Raw genomic sequence first — 20,509 nt, forward strand, 5'->3', positions numbered from 1 at the left:
GCCCATGGCGAAGAAATTCCTCTATCTTATCGCGATCCTGATTGTCCTTGCGCTGATCGGGCGGATCAGTTGGGAGATGTTTCAGGACGAGCTTGCCGAATTCGTCTTCGTCCCCTCGGCTGAATTCACTCCGACCGAGCCGATGGAGGCCAACGCCTATCAAGACCCTGCCCTGTGGTATTCGCGCCCCGGCATCGGCGTAAAGGATCCCGCACGCTGGCAGCCCGCGCTCGCCTCTGCGGTAGAATCGGCGGACGATCTCTCACCGGAGGTTGGCACCGCCTCCGTCCCGGTCGACCCTTCCAGCGACGAGCTTGGCGTTGAGGGGGAACCCGGCGACTTCGCGGTCTTCTTCATTCACCCGACCAGCTATCTCAGCAGCGACAATTGGAACGCACCGATTGGCGATGCAGAGGCAGAGCGCGTCGCGGCAATCTATGTGCGCGGTATGGCGAGCCCGTTTAACGCCGCCAGTGAAATCTGGGCTCCGCGCTATCGCCAGGCGACGATGGGCGCGTTCCTGACCGACGCTCCCGAGAGCGAGCAGGCCATTGATGCTGCTTATGCCGATGTACTGGAAGCCTTCCGGTTCTTCCTCTCTTCGATTGACGAGGATGTGCCGGTGGTGCTCGCAGGGCATTCTCAAGGATCGCTCCACTTGATGCGCCTGCTTAAAGAGGAAGTGTCGGGTAGCCCCCTCTCTGATCGAATGGTCGCCGCCTATGTGATCGGCTGGCCGATCTCGGTCGAGCATGACCTGCCCGCTCTAGGCTTCCCCGCCTGCGCGACGTCGTCGCAAACCGGTTGCATCCTTTCATGGTCGAGCTTTGCGGAGCCTGCTGACCCGTCCTCGGTCATTGAGACTTATGCCGCTTCGACCGCGTTTGACGGGACTTTGCGCGGCGACAGCAAGATCCTTTGCACCAATCCGCTTACCGGAACCTTTGGCGGCAGCGCGCAGGCGAGCGCCAATCTCGGCACGCTGGTGCCTGACGACAGCATCTCCACCGGGGAATTGGTGCCCGGCGCCGTGCCTGCTCGCTGCGATGAGCGCGGCCTGCTGCTAATCGGTGACCCGCCGACCATGGGCTCCTACGTCCTGCCGGGGAACAATTACCACGTCTATGACATCCCGCTGTTTTGGGCGAACACCAAGGCGGATGTGGCACGGCGGGTGAGCACCCTCACCACGGAACCCGCAAACTGATTACCGAGGCGGCACTGGACTTTGGCGAAGCGCTGCCCGATGGCGGCGTGCTGCTTGGACTTGACCTTGGCACCAAGACCATCGGCACCGCCTTTTGCGATGCCGGTTGGCGCTTTGCCACCAATGGCAAGACACTGGGACGAGGCAAATGGGGCCGCGACAAGGACCGCATCGCTGAACTGATCAAAGAGCGCGCAGTGAAGGGCCTTGTCCTTGGCCTTCCCCGCAATATGGACGGCAGCGAAGGTCCGCGCGCGCAGGCCAGCCGCGCCTTTGCCCGCAATGCTGAGGCCGCATTCGATCTGCCGGTCCTCTTGTGGGATGAGCGTTGGTCGACTCAAAGCGCCGAGGCGGCGATGATCGGGCAGGATATGAGCCGGGCTAAACGTGCCGAGGCGATCGACAGCCACGCCGCAGCGGTGATCTTGCAAGGAGCGATCGACCGGCTGGCTGGCGGCGTGCTCTAACCAGCTTTCCTACCAGTCTAACCCTTAGTCAGGGGCGCATTCCTGACGGCGACGCTTTGCAACCGTTGCGACCATGCGCGAACCGTTGGCCTCTGCCTCGCGCCAGATATCCTCGCGTTCCATAGCGCATTTCACCTGTCCCGCCCGCGCATCATAGCTCGCCAGACGCAAACGCTCGCTTGGATGAGAGCGCCCCACCCACTCGGCAAATTCGACCCCTTCGACCGATCCACTCGCCACCACGGTGCGCAGGAAGACTTCGGTCGCATTGGAGCTGAGCAGGCGGGTCACTTTGCCACGCTCCAGATCAAAGCCGTACTGATCGAACCAGGCTTGTGCTGGCGGCACCTCCATCACGTTCAAGGAGACCGAGAGGCTTTCAGGCGGATGCTGGACATGGACATCGCGGTGCGCGCGGTAGAGCTGGAGTTCCCCTTCGGCCAAAGTGCTGCGACCGGTAAAGCGCAGTTCCACATCTTCGCCAGGATATCCGGTCACGTCGGGGTAGTCGTACTCGTAATGATCGCTGACATAGCCCGGCCCCGCATAGCCTCCGGTCAAGAAGGAGAAATTATGATCATGCGGCGTGCCATAGACGAAATTGTGCGCCCCGCTGTTGCGCACACAGAGATCGTGCGCCGCTGGCCAGATATTGGCGCGCAAAAAAACGCCCCCGCGCACTGGGCTCAGCACAATGGCTTGCGGGCCGTAATCGCTCTCAATTGCCGCCGTCCCGGAGCCGGTCAGCCGATCCAGCAACAACTCCGCCAGAAAGCTCCGGTTCGCGATCAGCCGGGCGAGCCATTTGGTGGCCTCAGCCACTTTGCCTTCATCCCGCGCGTCGAATTTCAGCGCGGCGAGCGCCTCTGCGGCTTCGGCCAAGTAGCAGGGCTCATCGCTGCCAACCCGCCGGTCGAGAACTATCACAGTGCCGCCGCCTGCTTACGCGCCAAGTGCAGTGGAGCCAGGGAAGGATGCTCCGCAACGAGACGCTGGTAAAGGTCATGGGCAGGCTCCCACAGCTCATCTGTCGGCTCGTGCACGATCTGATGGAGCACTTCGACACCCTGCTTTGCTTCCATCGCCAAGATCTGCCGCACTGCTTCCCACCGCGCATCCCGGTCATGGATAGGATCGAGTGCGAAGTCGCACATCGTGGTCAAAGCCGGATGGTGGCCGAGTGCTCCCAGCACGCTGAGCGCCATGACCTGATCGCTCGCCATACGGTTTGCGCTGGTCTGTTTGATCGGCACGCCGTCAGGCAAGCGGATATCGCGGGTTGGCTCTGGACGGGCCGGGAGCCGTGTAAGTTGGAGCACCAACAGGCTTTGTTCGACACGTACAAACTGGCGCGTTTGGAACTTGGGCAAGCGGATAATGCGATCGCCTGCTCGCCAGGTCCGGTGCTCAATCTGCAAGGGAGGCTCTCGCCCTGCAAACTTGGCGCGAGTAGCGAACAGACCCTGCGCGCGCCCTGCCAGGACAATCTCTTCCGTCTCACAATCAGCAAAGCGTACCGTCTGCGCCGGGCTTGGCTTTGTCAGCGGCTCGTAAACGCATAGCCGCAATGTCGCCCCATGCTTTGACAGCAATTGCAGCTGCGCAAACCCTTCGCTGGCGGAATGGCGGAACGGCAACTCGGCCAGAGGTTTGCTTCGCAATGCGGCTATGAATTTCGCGTTGAAGCGGTTCGCAAATTCGGTGGCGACAGGCAGATCGCGCAAAAGGCTCGACAGGCTCGTCAGCCCCTCCAACTCTGCGCCATCAGCATAGGCCGAAAAGTCACGCGACACTTGGCGCAGATCGGGCGCGCTCAGCCAGTCTTTCTGGACTTGCCGCATGACCGAGTGCGCGCTGACCCGTAGCGCCCGGTTTTCGCGCAACCGGTTCAGGGCGGGATGAATGCGCACTCTTTCGCAGGCGGTCTGAGCGCTTAAACGCCCAAAGCGCCGGGTGGAACGGTGTCGTAGACATAGACCATGACGGCGACGACCGAATCGTCATAGCCAACCCGCTCTCCGCTCACTGCGCCATAAAGCGCTTGTGCGGTGTCGAGGCCGGGGAGGCTTGCAAGGTCGATCTTTACGGGGTTTTCCATCAGGTCTGCTCCTGTGCTTGGACAGCAGCCTATTTTGCAGATATGCGGGCTGCCAACGCGGCTGAGGGCCACTGCCGTACGCCCTCAAGGCCCAATCTCAGCCGTTAAAACACCGCAACCGCTTGTTCCCGAGGCGGTCGAGACACTGTCACGCAGAGGCCAAATCGAAAGCCGCGATGAGCAACGATCACTCCAAACCAGCTCCGCAATTCGACGCGAAAGAGGCGGGCAAATACTTCTTTCGCGGCGGCCATACCGGGTGGCTCGGCCTGCGCTATCACGACCATGGCGACAATTGGGTTGAGCTTGAACTGCCTTGGCGTGAGGATTTGTTGGGCGAACCGGATCGCCCTGTTCTTGCCTCTGGTCCAATCATCAGCCTGATGGATATGGCGAGCGGCATGTCGATCTGGCAGACCAAAGGGACTTTCGTGCCCATCGCGACGCTTGACCTGCGGGTCGATTACCAGCGCCCGGCGCGTGAACGCAGCGGGGTCTGGGGCCGGGTTGAGTGTTATCGCATCACGCGCTCGGCTGCCTTTGTGCGCGGCATCGCCCATGACGGCGACCGCGACGATCCGGTGGCGAGCATGGCGGGCGTCTTCATGAACATCGCGAAGGACCCGCGCTCGGCCAAAGTGTTGAGCGGCACGAACGCTGCGACCGAAGCGGGGACCGGCGATGCATGATCACAACCTTCCCGCCTATGCCCGCGCGCTGGGTATCACCCTTCACGCAGTGGAAGACGGCACCCCGATCCTGACGGTCGATTTCGGCTCCAATGTCGAGGGGCGACCACAGCATTTTCACGGAGGCGCAACCGCAGGCTTGCTCGAAAACGCAGGTTACGCCGTCCTGCGCGCTCGGTTGCAGGCAGAAGGCCGCAACGCCCAGCTCAAACCGGTCAACATCACGGTGCAATATCTCAGCGCGGGCAAATCGCAGCCGAGCTTTGCCGCGGGACGCATCACACGGCTGGGGCGGCGCAACGCCAATCTGACTGTAGAGGCGTGGCAGGACGACCGCTCCCGCCCCATCGCGAGCGCCGTCATGAACATTCTGATGGCAGAGGGATAAAACTGCTTCGCTAGTCTGGTGCGACCGGCTCTAGCCTGATGCCGTCTTCGTCCAGGATCAGTTCCACCGGCACGCCGTCCTGCGACAGGACCACGCCCTCCTCCTCAAACCGCAACGAAGTGCCATCTTCGCCCAGCGGGATTTCCTCACCTTCGCCAATGTCGAGCGGTTGGACCGGACCTTCGGGATCGGGCGAAGCGCTGGGCTTGGGCAATGGCAAGGCGAGCGCGCCGCGCATGAAGTCTTTCCAGATGCGCGCAGGCAGCCCTCCTCCGGTCACGCCACCCAGCGAGGAATTGTCGTCATTGCCGACCCAAACGCCGACCACCAGATCGCCTGCATAGCCAACGAACAGCGCATCGCGGTTATTCTGGGTCGTGCCGGTCTTGCCGAAATTTGCGATGGGCAGTTCTGCCGCCTCTCCGGTGCCATCATTGATCGCGGCGCGCAGCATCCGTTCAATATCGTCATGGGTGCGTTCAGAGGCGCTGTCGTCCGGGCTGGTGAGCCACTCCCACCAACTTTCCTCCTCTTGCTCGAACGCAAAAGGAGTCACGGGATACTGGTTCGCCGCAACGCCCGCATAGGCCGAGGTAAGCTCCAACAAGGTCATGGTCGAGGTGCCAAGCGCAAGGCTCGGATCGCCTTCAGGCAGCGGGCTTTTGACGCCTAGCGAGCGCGCTGTGCGGATCACCCGCTCGCTGCCGATCTCGTTGAACAGGCGCACGGCGGCAACATTGCTGGAAGAAGCAAAAGCATCCTCCAGCGTGATGCTGTCCGAATAGCGGTCGCGCGAGTTTTTCGGACGGTAGGAACCGGCCTCTATCGCTTGATTGGAGATCGTGTCGTCGGGCTCCCATCCTGCTTCGAGGGCGGCGAGATAGACGAACAGCTTAAAGGTTGATCCTGGCTGGCGACGCGCCTGTGTTGCGCGGTTGAAGGGGCTTTCCGCATAAGAACGCCCGCCGACCATTGCGACGACCTCACCTGTCGGACGCATCGCCACCAGTGCCACCTGCGCGTCGCCAAGGTTGGCCCGCGTCGTCACCCGGTTCGCAAGCGCCTGAAGCCGCGCATCGAGCGTGGTTTCCACCACCTGCTTCTCATAGCCAGCCTCAAGACCTTCGCGGGCCAGAGGCAGCGCCCAATCGGCGAAATAGGTGCCCGTTGGCAGCGTGTTGCGGTTGCGCACGTCCAGCTTGGGCGCTGGCAGCGCATCGGCCTCAGCCTGCGTCAGATAGCCTTCCTCCACCATCGCGCCAACCACCAGGTCCATTCGAGCTTTGGCCCGATCATAATGCTTGGTCGGAGCATAGCGCGAGGGCGCTTGGAGCAGCCCTGCCAGCATCGCCGCCTGCTGTGGCAGCAGGTTCTCCGGCTGGCGGTAGAAATAGTGCAAGCTGGCGGCGCGCAGGCCGTATTGGTTATCGCCGAAATAGGCGTTGGAGAGATAGCGTTCGAGGATCTCGTCCTTGGTCAGCCACCCTTCCAGCCAAAACGCGATCAGCGCCTCGCGCGCCTTTCGGCTGAGGCTTTGTTCAGGTGTCAGGAACGTAAACTTCGCAAGCTGCTGCGTGATGGTCGAACCGCCGCCCCGCCCCGTCCACGCCGCGCGCGCAATGCCGCGCGGATCGACGCCCCAATGCGAGTAGAAGCGCCTGTCTTCAATCGCCAGAAAAGCCTCGGCCACATGCGGCGGAAGGTCCTTGATAACGACCGGCTCCGCGACATTCGCTCCGCGCCGCGCAATCGGCGTCCCGTCACTCGCCAGCAGAGTGATTTGCGGTGGCGCGATGGGCTCCAAACTCTTGGACAGCGGCGCGGTATAGGCGAGCCACGCAAACAGGATCAGGAATACGAGGATACAAGCGGCAAAAATGCGCGCCGCCCACCAGCGCTTGCGCCGTCCCAGCCAGAACCCCTTGGTCCAAATGCGCCCGCGCTTGCGTTCTGGCACCTCCAGCGTGCCATCAATGGTGGCGAGCCGCTCATCCCAAGAGGAGTAGTCGGGCGCCGCCCCTCGGTCGAACCGGGGGGCATCATCGTCGTCCAAGACTGGCTGCTGGGATTCATACAGAGCGTAGTAGCCGCTCTCGCCACCGCGCGAATTGCCCTTCTTGGAGCGCTTCCAGAATCGATCAATCAGGCCCATCACTTGGTGTGTTATCAGAATAACACGCCTTCAGGCAAGCGCGAGGAGACCTACGCCCCCTGTACCGCCCCATCCGGCAAATCTTCACCGAACACCCGCTGGTAATATTCGCTCACCAACGTCCGCTCTGCCTCGTCGCATTTGTTGAGGAAGCTGAGGCGGAAGGCGAAGCCGACATTGTTGAAGATCGCCGCGTTTTGCGCCCAGGTGATGACGGTACGCGGGCTCATCACGGTTGAGATATCGCCGTTCATAAAGCCCTGACGGGTCAGCTCGGCAACCTTGACCATATCCGCAATCACTGCGTCGTCGGTGTCAGGCGTCTTGGATTTAACAATCTGCTCTTCGGTTTCGGCGGGCAGATAGTTCAGAGCGCTCACAATGTTCCAGCGGTCCATCTGCGCCTGGTTGATCGCCTGCGTGCCGTGATAGAGGCCGCTAGTGTCTCCAAGGCCTACGGTGTTGGTGGTCGCGAAGAGGCGAAAATATGGGTTCGGCGTGATCACGCGGTTCTGGTCGAGCAGCGTCAGGCGGCCATCAAACTCCAGCACGCGCTGGATCACGAACATAACGTCGGGACGGCCCGCATCATATTCGTCGAAGGTCAGCGCCACCGGATGCTGAAGCGCCCAGGGGAGGATGCCTTCCTTGAACTCGGTGACCTGCAAACCGTCTTTCAAGACAATTGCATCGCGGCCAACCAGATCGATCCGGCTGATATGCGCATCAAGGTTCACGCGGATGCTCGGCCAGTTGAGGCGCGCTGCAACTTGCTCAATATGCGTCGACTTACCCGTCCCGTGATAACCCTGGATCATCACCCGGCGATTGTGCGCAAAGCCAGCGAGGATTGCGAGTGTTGTATCGGGGTCGAAGACGTAGCTTTCATCAAGCTCAGGCACGTGCTCGCTCGGTTCGCCAAAGGCGGGGACCTGCCAGTCAATGTCGATGCCAAATGTGTCTTTTACATCGACAGTCGTGTCGGGTTCAGACGGGATGGCAGAGCTGCCTGCGAATTCTTCGGAAGAGTGTGAGTTCATTTCGACGCGACCGTTAATGGTGTTGGCGCGCACGGGCAAGGGGGCCGTTACGTCACCTTAGCTGAGAATTGGTACTATTCGTCACCCGGCACACGGATTTGCGCCAGATGGCCGCGCTTGATCCACAGCCTTGCGCCATCTGGACCAGCGGCAAAATCGGCAGCCTCGCCCGATGGGATCCGGAGCCAGTCATGGAGGCCATAAGTGTCGCCTGAATAGCTGAGCGACCCATCAAGGATCAGCACTTCCAAACCGCCACCCGCTGCCAGCTTTCCGGGCGTATCCGGCTCCCATTGCTCCAGCACGACGTGCTCATAATCGCGGTCCGCCAGAACGGCTGCGCTCACGCCGAGGCGACCAGCCTCGGGCTCAAGAGCGACAGTTTCCAGATCAATCGCGAACTGCTCCTGATCCTTCGGGTCGAACTGCCACAGTTTCACAAAGATCGTGCAGCCCGGTTCAGAGCGTGGGATGTGGTGCGTGCCGACGGGATTGCGGACGTAGGTGCCGGCGGGATAGTCGCCGTGCTCATCCTGAAAGACGCCTTCCAAGACGATGAATTCCTCCCCACCTGAATGGGTATGCTCGGGGAACGCGCTGCCTACCGCATAGCGCACGATCGAGGTTGCGCGGGCCACTTCATCACCGACCCTGTCGAGCATGCGGCGGTCGACCCCCTTCATCGGAGACGGCACCCAGTCCAAGCTTCCGGTCTTGACCAGAGCGGCCGCGGCAAAGTCAGCGTTGATTTCCATGTCACTCAATATGGGGCGCCCAACGAGCAAGAAAAGGCGTGAAGTCGCTCGAAAAAACGATCTGAGTGATTATGTTCTCTTCATGCCCTCGCCCGTCGAAACTCTGCGCTTGAAACTGGTCGACCAAGTCCGCAGCACATTCAACGACCAGGCGAGCAAGCAGAAGCCGGTCCCCCCTTCCGACGACGCGCTGTTTGCCAAGGACACTCCGATCCGCATGGTCCACGCCGATATCGTCGGGATGATGACGGGCGGGGTGCGGGCTTTGATGTTGCAGATGCTCCACCCGCATGCGCTGCAGGGCGTGCTCGACCATTCGAACTTTCGCGAGGATATGCACGGGCGGCTGCAACGCACCGCTCGCTTCATCGCAGTGACGACCTTTGGCCATCGGGATGAGGCGATGAAGGCGATTGATCGCGTCAACCGCATCCACGCCAAGGTCGGCGGCACGCTTCCCGATGGAACGCGCTACGAAGCGACCAATCCGCGCACGCTCGCATGGGTCCATGTGACCGAAGCACAGAGCTTCCTTGCCGGTTATCTGCGCCATGTGCGCCCTGACATGCCGGGGGCCGAGCAGGATGAATATTATGCCCAGATCGCTGTGATCGCCCGCGCGCTGGGAGCTGATCCCGTTCCCGAAACACGCAGCGAGGCAGAGCGGCTGTTCCGCGAGCTGCGCACCGATCTGCGCCCCTCCAAGGAAGCGCGCGAAATTGCTCAGCTGGTCCTCAACCAACGTCCCAAAGGAACGCCCGCAGCGGTTCAGACGCTGATCGGTGCGGAGGCGATTGCGATGCTGCCGCCATGGGCGCGCTCCATGCTGCAACTCCAGCGCCCGGTCCTCACCGCCCTGCCCGCCCGCGCTGCGACTTGGGGCATGGGCCGCACTTTGCGCTGGGCGTTCAAGCAAGGCTGACACTCTCTTCCCATCCGTGATATGCACCCCGCCGGAAGGGAGATTGTCGATGTATGTTGCTGTAGCAATACTGTCCGTGCCCGAAGGCAATCGGGCCGCCTACCAACAAGCCGCCGAATTCATGGCCAATTGGTCCATGGATCATGGCGCGCTCGAAGTGATGGAGCTGTGGGAATCCAACGTCCCCGAAGGCAAAGTCACCGATCTGCGCAAAGCGGTGAACGCCCCCGAAGGCGAAAAGATCGTCGCTGGCTGGATCATCTGGCCCGACAAGGAAACACTCACCAAAGCGCAAGAGGCGATGGGCAAAGGCGAAGGCTTTGAGGGCTATCCTGAAGGCGATCCACCCTTTGACGGCTCCCGCCTGATCTTCGGCGAGTTCGAACCCGTGCTCACGAGGGGCCGCTAGGCAATCGCCCTGCATTTCCGCAGCAGCTGATAGGCCTCGACCACATTGTTCAGCCGCGTCTCATAGCTGCGATCTCCGCCATTGCGGTCGGGATGATAGCGCCGCACGAGCTCGGAATAGCGCCTGCGCAAGCGTCGCCGGTCGGTGTCTGAGCCAAGACCCATGGTCTCCAACGCTTCCGCCTCTGCCTTTGAAAAGCGTCCGCTCGCCGCCATCGAGGCTTCGCGCTGCGCCCGCGACTTGATGCCGTTGGCTCTGGCAGAGATCGCATCCAGAGGATCATCAAAATCGGCCCAGCGCGGCATGCCATCGACGCCAGCACGGGGCGAGAAGCTGGGGCTCTCGCGCCGCCAGCCGTTTACCGGGTTTTGGGCGTCGAGCATTTCTTCAGCGCTCATCCCCTCAAACCAGTCATAGCCCTGGTTGAACTCGCGCACATGTTCCAAGCAGAACCAGCGATATTCTCCGGGTCCGTCAAAGCCGTTGGGGCGATAGCCCGGCGCGCGGAACTCGCCCGCCTCGGTGCAACCGGGCCGGTCGCATTGGCGCCCCTCGGTTTCGAACCGTCCATGGAAGCGAGATTGAGACATGAACCCTTGAGAATGGCGATATACGCCCCAAATTCCAAGGCGCGAAAAGCAGTAGACGAAGGAAATACGAGCAGTGAGTGGCAAAGTTGCAGAGGAAATGCGCGAGCTTTTGGTCGAAGCCTTCGCTCCGACCAACCTCGAAATCATCAATGATAGCCACCAACACGCCGGACATTCGGGCGATGATGGCTCTGGCGAATCGCACTTCACTATCGTCATTGAGGCACCCACCTTTGCCGAGATGAGCCGCCTTGCCCGCCAGCGCGCAGTGATCGCGGCGCTCGGCGATATCGTCGGGCAGCGTGTCCATGCGGTGGCCATCAAGGCGAGCGCTCCCGCTGTATGAGCGAGTTTGCGCCCCGCCTGCGCGTCCGTCGCTCTGCGCGGATCATCCTGATCGACCCTGACGACCGCATTCTGTTGTTCCGCTTCGACGTCTCCGACCGCCCGCCTTTCTGGGTGACGGCAGGAGGGGAATGCGAGCCGGATGAGAGCTTTGAGGAGGCCGCGCGTCGCGAGCTGCTTGAAGAGACCGGAATCATCGCCGACCCCGGCCCTCAAGTTGCGCGCACCACGCCTCAGTTCATCACAGTTGAAGGCGAACCCGTTCAGGCGGATGAACGCTATTTCCGCCTCCGCGTCTCCGACACCGCCATCGACACAGCACGCCACACCGAGCTGGAGCAGCAGGTGATGACGCAGCACCGCTGGTTCACTCTGGAAGAACTTTCCGGCTGGCACGAAGCCGTGTTTCCGGAGAATCTCGCCGAGATCGCAAGGCTCTAGCAGCCCAAGGCAATTGCCCCTCCCCTCCCGCGCAGCTATCGCTGTCGCAAACGGGAGAGAGATTGATGGACTACACGGGCAAGGTCGTCTGGATCACAGGCGCATCGTCAGGTATTGGGGCCGCGCTGGCTCGCGACGTCGCGGGACGCGGGGCGCATGTTGTGCTCTCGGGCCGCGACGAAGCGCGCCTTGCCGACGTAGCGGCGGATTGCGGCGAGAGCCTGATCCTGCCTTTCGATGTGCGCGACGATGCTGCTCTGGCCGATGCAACTGCCAAGGCTATCGCGTGGAAGGGCGGCGTGGACATCGCCTTTGCCAATGCCGGCGTCTCCCAGCGCAGCCGCGCGCTCAAAACCGACATGCAGGTCTATCGCGACATAATCGCGATAGACCTCACCGCGCAGATCGCTTTCAGCCAGGGTCTGATCGGGCATATGGCAGAGCGTGGCTCGGGCGCACTCGCCTTTATCTCCTCCATCGCGGGCAAGGTCGGCGTGCCGATGCGCACCGGCTATTGCGCGGTGAAATTCGGGCTTGCAGGCTATGCCGATGCCCTGCGCGGAGAACTCTCGCAAAACGGCGTCGACGTCCACGTTATCTACCCCGGATCGGTCGCGACCAATGTCTCGCGCAATGCGATGGTCGGCGACGGCTCCAAACGCGGACGCAGCGACAAAGTCATCGACGAGGGGATACCGGCAGATGATGCCGCCAAGACAATGCTCGACGCGATGGCCGCAGGCGACCGCGAGATCATCGTCGCGAACGGGATGGAAGAACAGATGGGCGAAATGCGCCGCACGCCGGACGCTCTGTTCGACCAAATCGCAGGCATGGTCGCGGGCGGCTATATGGAGCGTATGGAGGAAGGCGAGTGATCGCTCTCGAGCAGAGGCGCGTAACCCTCGCCAATGGGATTGAGCTTGATTGCGTCGACACCGGCCCCAAGGACGCACCGGCGCTGATTTTCTTGCACGGTTTTCCTGAAAACCACCGCACCTGGCGGCACCAGATCGCGCATTTCTCAGGAAGCTTCCGCTGCATCGCGCCCGACCAGCGCGGCTATCGCGGCTCCTCCAGACCGCAAGAGGTGGAAGCTTACACTCCCGACAAGCTGATCGGCGATGTCTTCCTGCTGGCCGATGCATTGGGGGTCGAGACCTTCACCATCGTCGGCCATGATTGGGGCGGCGCGATTGCCTGGGGCGTTGCTCTCGGAGGACAACATGCGCGCGTCACTCGCGCCGTCATCGCCAACGCGCCGCACCCTGCGATCTTCCAGAAGCTGCTCTACACGCATGAGGGCCAGCGCGCCTCCAGCCAATATATCAACGGTTTCCGTGACCCCGCGAACGATGCTCTGATCCGCGAACACGGCATCACCGGCATCCTCAAGCAAGAGGTAAACTGGGACCGATCCGACGCCATGCCGCGCGAGGAGCGTGACATCCTGCTCGCCGATTGGGAGGATCGCGATGCGTGTTTCGGGATGATCAACTATTATCGCGGCAGCCAAATGGTGGTGCCTCCGATGGACGCGCCGTTTGAGCTGCCCGCCGACTACACGCCGCCTACTCTGCCAAAGCTGACCATCCCGACACTTGTGATCTGGGCGATGGATGACTTAGCTCTTCCGCCTGAGAACCTTGAGGGGCTGGAGGATGTGATCGACCCGCTCACGATCCACCAAGTGGCTGATTGTGGGCATTTCGTGCCGTGGGAAGCGCCGGATGCGGTCAACGCGGCGATGGAAGCGTTTCTGGCGGATTAGCCGCCAATCCACTCCACCCACGCGCCATGTGGATGCGCAAAGCCGAGCAGGTGAGTTGCGCCATCGTCAGCTGAGCCGTTCCAGTAGCGCACTTTGAGCTCGTGCCGGAAAGTCTCGGGGTCTGTTTCCAGCGCAATCCATGCAAGCGGTTTCTCCGCACTGGCCTCAGCCCCTGCCGCCTCAAACGCCGCCGTGATCGCGCTTTGCGTCTCGCGCGGCATATATTGCCACATGATCGTGTGGAACATCGCCTTGGTCGTGCCGAGAGCTTGCGGGCAAGCGAGCATCGCCTCGACAAACTCGCCCGCATCCTGCTTGGTCACTTGCGGTTGGGACGCGCTTGCCAGTTCCACCGCCGCATCAATTCTCGCCAACCGTCCGGGCGCATCGGGCCAGACATAGGCTTTGAGCTTCAGCGCTGCCTCAGGGTCAGAGAGGTCAATCGGCGCAACATCGCAGCCGCAAATTTGCTCAATCGCAAAGCCATCAGGCGGCGCAGGCGGACTGCTCTCCCCTCGCCATTCCGGCGCGATTAGCATGGGGGATTTCTCAGGGCCAACCTCAGTCTCACCCAGCTGGAAACGGTAACGGTCGAGCATCGTGTTCACCCCCGCGCTCGCGCCCAGCTCGAACAGATCGAAGCGCGGCGAGACCCGCTGGGCCAACCATAAGAGCCCCGCCATCACGCTCGCTGAACGCCCCGCCTCGTTGGTTTGCGGAGGGCCATCAAGCCACGGGAGTAGGCGGTGGTCGAAGGTCTCAACCAGATCGCAGACAAGGCGGTCGATCTGGCTCTGGTCGGTGATCTGGCCGGAATAGACGCGCGCCAGCCGGTCATCTTCTCCTGAAAGCAACAAATGGTGCAGCCCGCCCGCAATCCGAAGCGGCATCGCATCCTTCAGGGTAAGCCCCTGCCAATTCGCCATTCGGCGCCCCGTGGCGGTGTCAGTCTCCCGCACCTTTATCAGCGCCCGTATGACACGCGCGGTGCAAGGGGCTTGATTCAATGCCGCATGGTCCGCCTGCCATTCGATCGCGGCGTTGAAGTCCTCGATCCCCATGATCGCTGTGTCCATTGATGCGTCCGCCATGATCCCACCCTTTCTGGCTGCATTATTCGCGCGCTCTCTTGTTGCCCTTTGACCGCCCAATGCCTAAGTCCCGCCGCGCTATGACACGCGACGCATCTGACACCACAGGCAGCCAACTGACCTTTGCCGTGCCCAAGGGCCGCATCCTTGATGAGGCTCTGCCCGTCATGGCGCGCGCTGGCGTGGTGCCCGAGGATGGCTTTCACGACAAGTCCAACCGCTCGCTTTCCTTCGGCACAAACCGCGAGGATATGCGTCTGATCCGCGTGCGCGCCTTCGATGTCGCCACCTTTGTCGCGCATGGAGCTGCGCAGGTTGGCATAGTGGGTTCGGATGTCGTCGAAGAGTTCGATTATGACGACCTCTACGCGCCCGTCGACCTCGATATCGGCCATTGCCGTTTGTCGGTCGCTCGGCTCGCAGGGGACGAGACGGAGGCAGACGGGGTCAGCCACCTGCGCGTCGCCACAAAATATCCCAACCTCACCGCTCGCCACTTTGAACGCCAAGGCATTCAGGCCGAATGCGTCAAGCTGAACGGCGCGATGGAGCTTGCCCCATCGCTGGGCCTGGCGCGGCAGATCGTGGACCTCGTTTCAACCGGCACAACGTTGAAGCAAAACGGCCTTGTCGAAACGCAGCGCATCATCGACATCACCGCCCGGCTGATCGTGAACCGCGCAGCGCTCAAAACCGATCCGCGAGTTGCCCAGCTGGTTGCAGCGTTCAGAGCGGAGGCTAGGGCATGAAGAAGCTCTCAACCTTCGACGCCGATTTCGCGCAGCGCTTTGACCGCATAGTCGACGCTCGGCGTGAGGCCGACAGCGACGTCGCAGGTGTCGTCTCCGACATTCTGCGCACGGTGAAAGGATCGGGCGACAAGGCGCTGGCAGACTACACCCAGCGCTTCGATGGCTACACTCTGGCTGATGACGCGGATTGGTGCATCACCAAGGAGCGCTGTGCCGAGGCATATACTGCGCTTGAACCGGAGCTGCGCGAAGCCCTCGACCTCGCCGCGACACGCATCCGCTCTTATCACGAAGCGCAATTGCCTCAGAACCGCGATTACACGGATGAGGCGGGCGTCAGGCTCGGCGCGATCTGGCGGCCGGTGGATGCGGCGGGGCTTTATGTGCCCGGTGGCCGCGCGGCCTATCCTTCCTCGCTGCTGATGAACGCGATCCCTGCGCGCGTGGCAGGGGTGGAGCGGCTCGTCGTCGTGACCCCAACGCCGAAGGGCAATTCCAACCCGTTGGTCCTCGCCGCAGCGCACATTGTGGGCGTGGACGAGATCTGGCGCGTAGGCGGAGCGCAGGCCGTCGGCGCGCTCGCCTATGGCACGGACCGCATCGCGCCAGTTGATGTCATTACCGGCCCCGGAAACGCCTATGTCGCAGAGGCCAAGCGCCAGCTTTACGGTGTCGTTGGCATCGATATGGTCGCAGGGCCGAGCGAAATTCTCGTCGTAGCCGATGGCAAGAACGACCCCGACTGGATCGCTGCCGACCTGTTGAGCCAGGCCGAGCATGACCCGACCTCGCAATCCATCCTCATCACCGATGATGAAGGTTTTGCGCGTCAGGTCGAGGATTGCATTGACGTTCAGATCAGCCAGCTCGACACGGCAAAGACCGCCAAGGCAAGCTGGGACGATCACGGCGTCATCATCATCGTCAATGACATCCCTGAGGAAGCCCCTGCGCTCATCAACCGCTTGGCTGCTGAGCACTTGGAACTCGCCATCGACGACCCCGAGGCCATGCTGCCACAGGTGCGCCATGCGGGCAGCGTCTTTCTTGGCCGGATGACGCCGGAAGCGGTCGGAGACTATGTCGCCGGTCCCAATCACGTCCTGCCAACCGGTCGCCGTGCGCGCTTCTCAAGCGGGCTGTCCGTGCTCGACTTTATGAAGCGGACGAGTTTCATCGGGCTGGATCAAGCCTCTATTCAGACGATTGGCCCTGCGGCCAGCGCCCTTGCCCATGCCGAAGGGCTGCCCGCCCATGCCAAATCTGTGGAGCTGCGCCTCAAATGAATTCTCCTGCTAAATCCCAGGCCCGCTCCGCTGCACGCCTAGCAGCCGTCCAGGCACTCTATCAGCAGCAGATGGAAAAGACGCCGATGGACGCGCTCCTCATGGAGTTTCGCCAGCACCGTCTGGGCGGCGAAGTCGATGACGAGGACCATGCAGGCGAAGTCTATGCCGAGGCCGAAATCGACTTCTTCGAAGACCTCGTGCGCGGCGTGGACGCACGGCGCGACGAGGTTGACGCGGCCCTCACCGCGAAGCTTTCCGAAGGCTGGACCCTCACCCGCCTCGACAAGACGCTGGTGCAAATCCTGCGCGCCGGCGGCTACGAGCTGATCGCCCGCGCCGATGTGCCGACCGCAGCGGCCATCAACGAATATGTCGACGTCGCCAAGGCCTTCTTCGACGACCGCGAGGCGAAGTTCGTGAACGGCATCTTGGATGCGGTGGCGAAGGACGTGCGCGTTTAAGTGGGCTGGGTTCTGCTCTCGAAAGTCGACGACGTTTTCGACATTTCGGGGCGAGGAATTGTGGTGGCGCCGGGCGTTCCCAAGTCGTCCGATTTCGGTGTAACCGTTGGAGACCGTTTGCGCGTCAAGCGACCGGAAGGGCCGGATGCGGAGACGAAGGTGCGCGGGCTGGAGATGATCGGGCGCTCCGTGTCATCAAAAGCTCCCAAATCGTCTCAATTCATTCCGATCCTGCTTGAGCCTAACCTTTGCAAGGCTGATGTGCCCGTCGGGTCTGAACTCTGGTGGTATCGCAGTGACGATGAATGAGTCGGAGTTCATAGCCGCCCTGCGCAGCCTGCCGCTCCATGCCGGAGCCCGCGGGTTGGATGACGACGCGGCGGTTCTGGAAGTGGGCGGAGAGACGCTGGTCCTGACCCACGACACCATGGCGCAAGGCACGCATTTCCGGCCCGACGCCGATATGGCGGATGTTGCGTGGAAACTGGTCGCGACCAATCTCTCCGACCTTGCCGCCAAAGGAGCAGAGCCGGTGGGCGTGCTGCTTTCCTATTCGCTTGGCCGTGATGATGAGCGTTTTCTCGGCGGGCTCTCACAAGCGCTCAGCACCTTTGCAACGCCGCTTCTGGGCGGAGACACGATTGCGAGCCAGGACGCCCGCAGCTTTGGCCTTACCGCTGTTGGGCGGGCGACCCACACTCCGGTCCCGGCGCGTCAAGGCGCTCAGGTCGGAGATACCATTTGGGTCACTGGAACGTTGGGACGCGCGATGCTGGGATTTGAGGGGGAAGCAGAGCATCTCGCCGCCTTCAACCGCCCGACGCCGCGCCTTGCCGAAGGACGCGCCCTCGCCCCAATGGTAAGCGCGATGATGGATGTCTCCGACGGCCTGCTGCTCGACGCCTTCCGCATGGCTGAAGCGAGTGAGATAACCATGGCGATCGATAGCGCAAATGTACCCGTCGCCTCAGTGGAAAGGCGAGAGGACTGCCTGCGTTGGGGCGATGATTATGAGCTGCTCTTCACCCTCCCCAACACCGCGACACCGCCCGTCCCGGCAACGGCAATCGGTCAAGTCGAAGCGCGTGGTTTTGCGCCGCTGATGCTGGATGGAAACCCTCTTGTGAACGCCGCCGGACTAGGGTTCGAGCACGGCTAAACCGGTGCAGGCTGGGACAGTTCGCGTCAAAACCGCGCGCCTTTAGCCTCAAAAGCGACAAAACCCGTGCAATTCCGCCCTTTTTGCGTCCAAGACCTCTTGTGTCCTTCCCCCGGGGCACTATGCCTATGCGCCTTGCGCGAGTGCCTCGGAGAGGAGGTGCGACCCATCACATAAGCGCATTTCCACGTTTACGAGAGGGGATCATCCGTGGACCTAATACTCATATCCATTGTGTTGGGCTTGTTGGCCATTGTGTATGGCATTGTGACAAGCCGCCAAGTGCTGGGCGCGAGCGCCGGCAACGAAAGAATGCAAGAAATCGCAAGCTCCATTCAGGAAGGCGCTCAGGCCTATCTGAACCGCCAATACACCACGATTGCCATTGTCGGCGTGGTGGCTGCGATCATCGTTGGCGTCGCGCTGGGCGCGGTTCCGGCGGTAGGCTTTGTGATCGGCGCAGTGCTGTCCGGCGTGGCGGGCTATATCGGGATGAACATCTCGGTCCGCTCGAACGTCCGCACCGCTGCCGCCGCAGAGCAAGGGCTGCAACAGGGACTGACCATCGCATTCCGCGCAGGCGCTATCACCGGCATGCTGGTGGCTGGCCTTGCGCTGCTGTCGATTGCTGGTCTCTACTACGTCCTTGTTCGCCAGATGAACCTGGCGGCCAATGACGATGCTGTGATCTTCGGCCTCGTTGGCCTTGCCTTTGGCGCTTCGCTGATTTCGATCTTTGCGCGTCTGGGTGGAGGCATCTTCACCAAGGCTGCCGACGTTGGCGCTGACCTTGTTGGTAAAGTTGAAGCTGGCATTCCAGAGGATGACCCCCGCAACCCGGCAACGATTGCCGATAACGTGGGCGACAATGTCGGCGACTGCGCTGGTATGGCCGCTGACCTTTTCGAGACTTACGTCGTCACCGTGGGTGCGACGATGGTTCTGACGGCTCTGCTGCTGACCAACCTTACCGATGGCTTGCTGGATTCGCTGATGGCGCTTCCGCTGCTGATCGGCGGGGCGTGTATCGTCACCTCGATCATCGGGACGTATTTCGTGCGTCTTGGCGGAGGCACCAACGTCATGGGCGCGATGTATAAGGGCTTCCTTGTCACCGCAATCCTGTCGATCCCGCTGATCTATGTCGTCACGCAATACGCTCTTGGAGCAGCTGGCACGGATATGAACACCGTCCTCAACCCCGGTACGGACATGGTTCCGTTTACGGGCATGGACCTGTTCTATTGCTCGCTGATCGGCCTTGCGCTGACCGGCATTATCATCTGGATCACCGAGTACTACACCGGCACGAATTTCCGTCCGGTGCGCTCAATCGCCAAGGCATCGGAGACGGGCCACGGCACCAATGTGATCCAGGGTCTGGCTATCAGCCTTGAATTGACCGCTCTTCCGACCATCGTCATCATCGCCTCGATCATCGGCGCGTATCAGATCGCTGGTCTGATCGGTCTTGCCTATGGCGCGACCGCGATGTTGGCTCTGGCGGGCATGGTTGTGGCGCTCGACGCATACGGTCCGGTGACGGACAATGCGGGCGGCATCGCCGAAATGGCGGAGCTGGACGCGAGCGTGCGTGAAAAGACCGACCTGCTCGACGCAGTTGGCAACACGACCAAGGCCGTGACCAAGGGTTACGCGATTGGCTCAGCAGGCCTTGCAGCACTGGTGCTGTTCTCCGCCTACACCGCTGACCTTCGCCGCTACTTCCCGGACTCGAACGTCGATTTCGGGTTGGAGAACCCCTACGTCATCGTCGGCTTGCTCCTTGGCGCTTTGCTCCCGTACCTTTTCGGTGCGATGGGCATGACCGCTGTGGGCCGCGCGGCTGGCGATGTGGTGGTCGATGTGCGCGCGCAGTTCAAGGAGAAGCCGGGCATCATGGATTACTCCGAGAAGCCTGACTATGCGCGCACCGTGGATCTGGTGACCAAGGCGGCGATCAAGGAAATGATCATCCCGTCCTTGCTCCCGGTTCTGGCACCGATCGTGACCTACTTCGTGATCCTGTATCTTGCAGGCCAAGACAACGCCTTCGCAGCGCTGGGAGCCCTGCTCCTCGGTGTGATCGTCGGCGGTCTGTTCGTGGCTCTGTCGATGACCGCTGGTGGCGGTGCATGGGACAACGCCAAGAAGTACATCGAAGACGGCAATCACGGCGGCAAGGGCTCAGAGGCTCACAAAGCCGCTGTGACCGGCGACACGGTCGGCGATCCTTACAAGGACACCGCTGGCCCGGCTGTGAACCCGATGATCAAGATCACCAACATCGTTGCGCTTCTGCTGCTCGCAGCTCTGGCGCACTAAAACTCTCGTCTTTCCCCACATTCGGGGGAGCGAGCCGAAAACCCCGTCCGGAGCGATCCGGGCGGGGTTTTGCTTTTGGGGCAGCACTTGTCTCACGCTGGGGCAGCCCTGCGATCTCCTCAGCAAATCCAAAGCTTTGTTAACGCAGCCCCTCTATG

The 20,509-nt window shown here is 61.7% G+C and carries 24 protein-coding genes; 16 read left to right on the forward strand and 8 right to left on the reverse strand.

Going from position 1 to position 20,509, the window contains the following annotated elements; translation table 11 throughout:
* Positions 1-4: 4 nt before the first annotated feature.
* Together AC0V6X_RS08375 and ruvX are read left to right on the forward strand one after the other, a co-directional pair.
* Complete coding sequence (locus tag AC0V6X_RS08375) at positions 5-1,207, forward strand: DUF3089 domain-containing protein (RefSeq protein WP_486184113.1); 1,203 nt, start codon at positions 5-7, stop codon at positions 1,205-1,207.
* On the forward strand, positions 1,204-1,674 hold the full coding sequence (gene ruvX, locus AC0V6X_RS08380) for a Holliday junction resolvase RuvX (RefSeq protein WP_486185544.1): 471 nt from the start codon (positions 1,204-1,206) through the stop codon (positions 1,672-1,674). Before AC0V6X_RS08375 ends, ruvX begins: the two co-directional genes overlap by 4 nt.
* 24 nt (positions 1,675-1,698) lie before the next feature.
* On the opposite strand, the gene AC0V6X_RS08385 is transcribed toward ruvX, so the two are convergent.
* The 3 genes from AC0V6X_RS08385 to AC0V6X_RS08395 form a co-directional block, all read right to left on the reverse strand.
* Positions 1,699-2,601, reverse strand: coding sequence for a transposase (locus AC0V6X_RS08385; protein WP_486184114.1), 903 nt, complete (start codon positions 2,599-2,601; stop codon positions 1,699-1,701).
* Entirely contained in the window at positions 2,598-3,515 is a 918-nt protein-coding gene (locus tag AC0V6X_RS08390; RefSeq protein WP_486184115.1) for a hypothetical protein, read from the reverse strand. Before AC0V6X_RS08390 ends, AC0V6X_RS08385 begins: the two co-directional genes overlap by 4 nt.
* A gap of 92 nt (positions 3,516-3,607) precedes the next feature.
* Complete coding sequence (locus AC0V6X_RS08395) at positions 3,608-3,772, reverse strand: hypothetical protein (RefSeq protein WP_486184116.1); 165 nt, start codon at positions 3,770-3,772, stop codon at positions 3,608-3,610.
* 176 nt (positions 3,773-3,948) lie between these two features.
* Between AC0V6X_RS08395 and AC0V6X_RS08400 the strand changes: the two genes are divergently transcribed.
* Positions 3,949-4,461: a PaaI family thioesterase gene (locus AC0V6X_RS08400; RefSeq protein ID WP_486184117.1), complete on the forward strand. Its 513-nt coding sequence runs from the start codon at positions 3,949-3,951 to the stop codon at positions 4,459-4,461.
* Complete coding sequence (locus tag AC0V6X_RS08405; RefSeq protein WP_486184118.1) at positions 4,454-4,849, forward strand: PaaI family thioesterase; 396 nt, start codon at positions 4,454-4,456, stop codon at positions 4,847-4,849. Before AC0V6X_RS08400 ends, AC0V6X_RS08405 begins: the two co-directional genes overlap by 8 nt.
* A gap of 10 nt (positions 4,850-4,859) precedes the next feature.
* Here the strand turns inward: AC0V6X_RS08405 and AC0V6X_RS08410 are convergent, their stop codons facing one another.
* The 3 genes from AC0V6X_RS08410 to AC0V6X_RS08420 all read right to left on the reverse strand — a co-directional run bounded on the left by AC0V6X_RS08410 (position 4,860) and on the right by AC0V6X_RS08420 (position 8,796).
* Positions 4,860-7,001, reverse strand: coding sequence for a transglycosylase domain-containing protein (locus AC0V6X_RS08410; RefSeq protein WP_486184119.1), 2,142 nt, complete (start codon positions 6,999-7,001; stop codon positions 4,860-4,862).
* A gap of 50 nt (positions 7,002-7,051) precedes the next feature.
* On the reverse strand, positions 7,052-8,041 hold the full coding sequence (gene cobS, locus AC0V6X_RS08415) for a cobaltochelatase subunit CobS (RefSeq protein ID WP_486184120.1): 990 nt from the start codon (positions 8,039-8,041) through the stop codon (positions 7,052-7,054).
* A gap of 74 nt (positions 8,042-8,115) precedes the next feature.
* Positions 8,116-8,796, reverse strand: a complete 681-nt coding sequence (locus AC0V6X_RS08420) for a cupin domain-containing protein (protein ID WP_486185545.1) — start codon at positions 8,794-8,796, stop codon at positions 8,116-8,118.
* An 82-nt stretch (positions 8,797-8,878) separates the two neighbouring features.
* On the opposite strand from AC0V6X_RS08420, the gene AC0V6X_RS08425 reads away from it, so the two are divergent.
* Positions 8,879-9,718, forward strand: a complete 840-nt coding sequence (locus AC0V6X_RS08425; RefSeq protein WP_486184121.1) for an oxygenase MpaB family protein — start codon at positions 8,879-8,881, stop codon at positions 9,716-9,718.
* Positions 9,719-9,767: 49 nt separating this feature from the next.
* Positions 9,768-10,127, forward strand: coding sequence for a DUF1428 domain-containing protein (locus AC0V6X_RS08430; protein WP_486184122.1), 360 nt, complete (start codon positions 9,768-9,770; stop codon positions 10,125-10,127).
* On the opposite strand, the gene AC0V6X_RS08435 is transcribed toward AC0V6X_RS08430, so the two are convergent.
* Complete coding sequence (locus AC0V6X_RS08435) at positions 10,124-10,717, reverse strand: DnaJ domain-containing protein (RefSeq protein ID WP_486184123.1); 594 nt, start codon at positions 10,715-10,717, stop codon at positions 10,124-10,126. The two genes, AC0V6X_RS08430 and AC0V6X_RS08435, sit on opposite strands and share 4 nt — an antisense overlap.
* A gap of 97 nt (positions 10,718-10,814) precedes the next feature.
* Between AC0V6X_RS08435 and AC0V6X_RS08440 the strand changes: the two genes are divergently transcribed.
* The 4 genes from AC0V6X_RS08440 (at position 10,815) to AC0V6X_RS08455 (ending at position 13,274) form a co-directional block, all read left to right on the forward strand.
* Complete coding sequence (locus AC0V6X_RS08440) at positions 10,815-11,063, forward strand: BolA family protein (protein ID WP_486185546.1); 249 nt, start codon at positions 10,815-10,817, stop codon at positions 11,061-11,063.
* Complete coding sequence (locus AC0V6X_RS08445; RefSeq protein ID WP_486184124.1) at positions 11,060-11,503, forward strand: NUDIX hydrolase; 444 nt, start codon at positions 11,060-11,062, stop codon at positions 11,501-11,503. The genes AC0V6X_RS08440 and AC0V6X_RS08445 overlap by 4 nt, the downstream gene beginning before the upstream one ends.
* 65 nt (positions 11,504-11,568) lie before the next feature.
* A complete protein-coding gene (locus AC0V6X_RS08450; RefSeq protein WP_486184125.1) occupies positions 11,569-12,381 on the forward strand; it encodes an SDR family NAD(P)-dependent oxidoreductase in 813 nt (270 codons plus the stop codon).
* Positions 12,381-13,274 (forward strand): alpha/beta fold hydrolase, encoded by an 894-nt coding sequence (locus AC0V6X_RS08455; protein ID WP_486185547.1) that lies wholly within the window; start codon positions 12,381-12,383, stop codon positions 13,272-13,274. The genes AC0V6X_RS08450 and AC0V6X_RS08455 overlap by 1 nt, the downstream gene beginning before the upstream one ends.
* On the opposite strand, the gene AC0V6X_RS08460 is transcribed toward AC0V6X_RS08455, so the two are convergent.
* Positions 13,271-14,365: a DUF2332 domain-containing protein gene (locus AC0V6X_RS08460; protein WP_486184126.1), complete on the reverse strand. Its 1,095-nt coding sequence runs from the start codon at positions 14,363-14,365 to the stop codon at positions 13,271-13,273. The genes AC0V6X_RS08455 and AC0V6X_RS08460 overlap by 4 nt on opposite strands.
* A gap of 80 nt (positions 14,366-14,445) precedes the next feature.
* Here AC0V6X_RS08460 and hisG point away from each other — a divergent pair, with 80 nt between their 5' ends.
* The 6 genes from hisG to AC0V6X_RS08490 all read left to right on the forward strand — a co-directional run bounded on the left by hisG (position 14,446) and on the right by AC0V6X_RS08490 (position 20,351).
* Positions 14,446-15,114: an ATP phosphoribosyltransferase gene (hisG, locus tag AC0V6X_RS08465; RefSeq protein WP_486184127.1), complete on the forward strand. Its 669-nt coding sequence runs from the start codon at positions 14,446-14,448 to the stop codon at positions 15,112-15,114.
* A complete protein-coding gene (hisD, locus tag AC0V6X_RS08470) occupies positions 15,111-16,403 on the forward strand; it encodes a histidinol dehydrogenase (RefSeq protein ID WP_486184128.1) in 1,293 nt (430 codons plus the stop codon). The genes hisG and hisD overlap by 4 nt, the downstream gene beginning before the upstream one ends.
* On the forward strand, positions 16,400-16,867 hold the full coding sequence (nusB, locus tag AC0V6X_RS08475) for a transcription antitermination factor NusB (protein WP_486184129.1): 468 nt from the start codon (positions 16,400-16,402) through the stop codon (positions 16,865-16,867). The genes hisD and nusB overlap by 4 nt, the downstream gene beginning before the upstream one ends.
* Positions 16,868-17,176, forward strand: coding sequence for a hypothetical protein (locus AC0V6X_RS08480; protein WP_486184130.1), 309 nt, complete (start codon positions 16,868-16,870; stop codon positions 17,174-17,176). It begins immediately after the preceding gene.
* A complete protein-coding gene (gene thiL / locus AC0V6X_RS08485; protein WP_486184131.1) occupies positions 17,169-18,026 on the forward strand; it encodes a thiamine-phosphate kinase in 858 nt (285 codons plus the stop codon). Before AC0V6X_RS08480 ends, thiL begins: the two co-directional genes overlap by 8 nt.
* A gap of 210 nt (positions 18,027-18,236) precedes the next feature.
* Positions 18,237-20,351, forward strand: a complete 2,115-nt coding sequence (locus tag AC0V6X_RS08490; protein WP_486184132.1) for a sodium-translocating pyrophosphatase — start codon at positions 18,237-18,239, stop codon at positions 20,349-20,351.
* Positions 20,352-20,509 lie beyond the last annotated feature (158 nt).

The organism is Erythrobacter sp. S267 (assembly GCF_057365045.1).

Excerpts from the sequence above, each read along its gene's own strand:
- AC0V6X_RS08425 (WP_486184121.1), top strand. The coding sequence starts at position 8,879 with ATGCCCTCGCCCGTCGAAACTCTGCGCTTGAAACTGGTCGACCAAGTC.
- cobS (WP_486184120.1), bottom strand. The coding sequence starts at position 8,041 with ATGAACTCACACTCTTCCGAAGAATTCGCAGGCAGCTCTGCCATCCCG.
- AC0V6X_RS08460 (WP_486184126.1), bottom strand. The coding sequence starts at position 14,365 with ATGGCGGACGCATCAATGGACACAGCGATCATGGGGATCGAGGACTTC.
- AC0V6X_RS08375 (WP_486184113.1), top strand. The coding sequence starts at position 5 with ATGGCGAAGAAATTCCTCTATCTTATCGCGATCCTGATTGTCCTTGCG.
- AC0V6X_RS08400 (WP_486184117.1), top strand. The coding sequence starts at position 3,949 with ATGAGCAACGATCACTCCAAACCAGCTCCGCAATTCGACGCGAAAGAG.
- AC0V6X_RS08395 (WP_486184116.1), bottom strand. The coding sequence starts at position 3,772 with ATGGAAAACCCCGTAAAGATCGACCTTGCAAGCCTCCCCGGCCTCGAC.
- hisG (WP_486184127.1), top strand. The coding sequence starts at position 14,446 with ATGACACGCGACGCATCTGACACCACAGGCAGCCAACTGACCTTTGCC.
- AC0V6X_RS08430 (WP_486184122.1), top strand. The coding sequence starts at position 9,768 with ATGTATGTTGCTGTAGCAATACTGTCCGTGCCCGAAGGCAATCGGGCC.
- AC0V6X_RS08445 (WP_486184124.1), top strand. The coding sequence starts at position 11,060 with ATGAGCGAGTTTGCGCCCCGCCTGCGCGTCCGTCGCTCTGCGCGGATC.
- thiL (WP_486184131.1), top strand. The coding sequence starts at position 17,169 with ATGAATGAGTCGGAGTTCATAGCCGCCCTGCGCAGCCTGCCGCTCCAT.
- AC0V6X_RS08435 (WP_486184123.1), bottom strand. The coding sequence starts at position 10,717 with ATGTCTCAATCTCGCTTCCATGGACGGTTCGAAACCGAGGGGCGCCAA.
- AC0V6X_RS08405 (WP_486184118.1), top strand. The coding sequence starts at position 4,454 with ATGCATGATCACAACCTTCCCGCCTATGCCCGCGCGCTGGGTATCACC.
- AC0V6X_RS08390 (WP_486184115.1), bottom strand. The coding sequence starts at position 3,515 with ATGCGGCAAGTCCAGAAAGACTGGCTGAGCGCGCCCGATCTGCGCCAA.
- AC0V6X_RS08420 (WP_486185545.1), bottom strand. The coding sequence starts at position 8,796 with ATGGAAATCAACGCTGACTTTGCCGCGGCCGCTCTGGTCAAGACCGGA.
- hisD (WP_486184128.1), top strand. The coding sequence starts at position 15,111 with ATGAAGAAGCTCTCAACCTTCGACGCCGATTTCGCGCAGCGCTTTGAC.
- nusB (WP_486184129.1), top strand. The coding sequence starts at position 16,400 with ATGAATTCTCCTGCTAAATCCCAGGCCCGCTCCGCTGCACGCCTAGCA.
- AC0V6X_RS08450 (WP_486184125.1), top strand. The coding sequence starts at position 11,569 with ATGGACTACACGGGCAAGGTCGTCTGGATCACAGGCGCATCGTCAGGT.
- AC0V6X_RS08410 (WP_486184119.1), bottom strand. The coding sequence starts at position 7,001 with ATGGGCCTGATTGATCGATTCTGGAAGCGCTCCAAGAAGGGCAATTCG.
- AC0V6X_RS08440 (WP_486185546.1), top strand. The coding sequence starts at position 10,815 with ATGCGCGAGCTTTTGGTCGAAGCCTTCGCTCCGACCAACCTCGAAATC.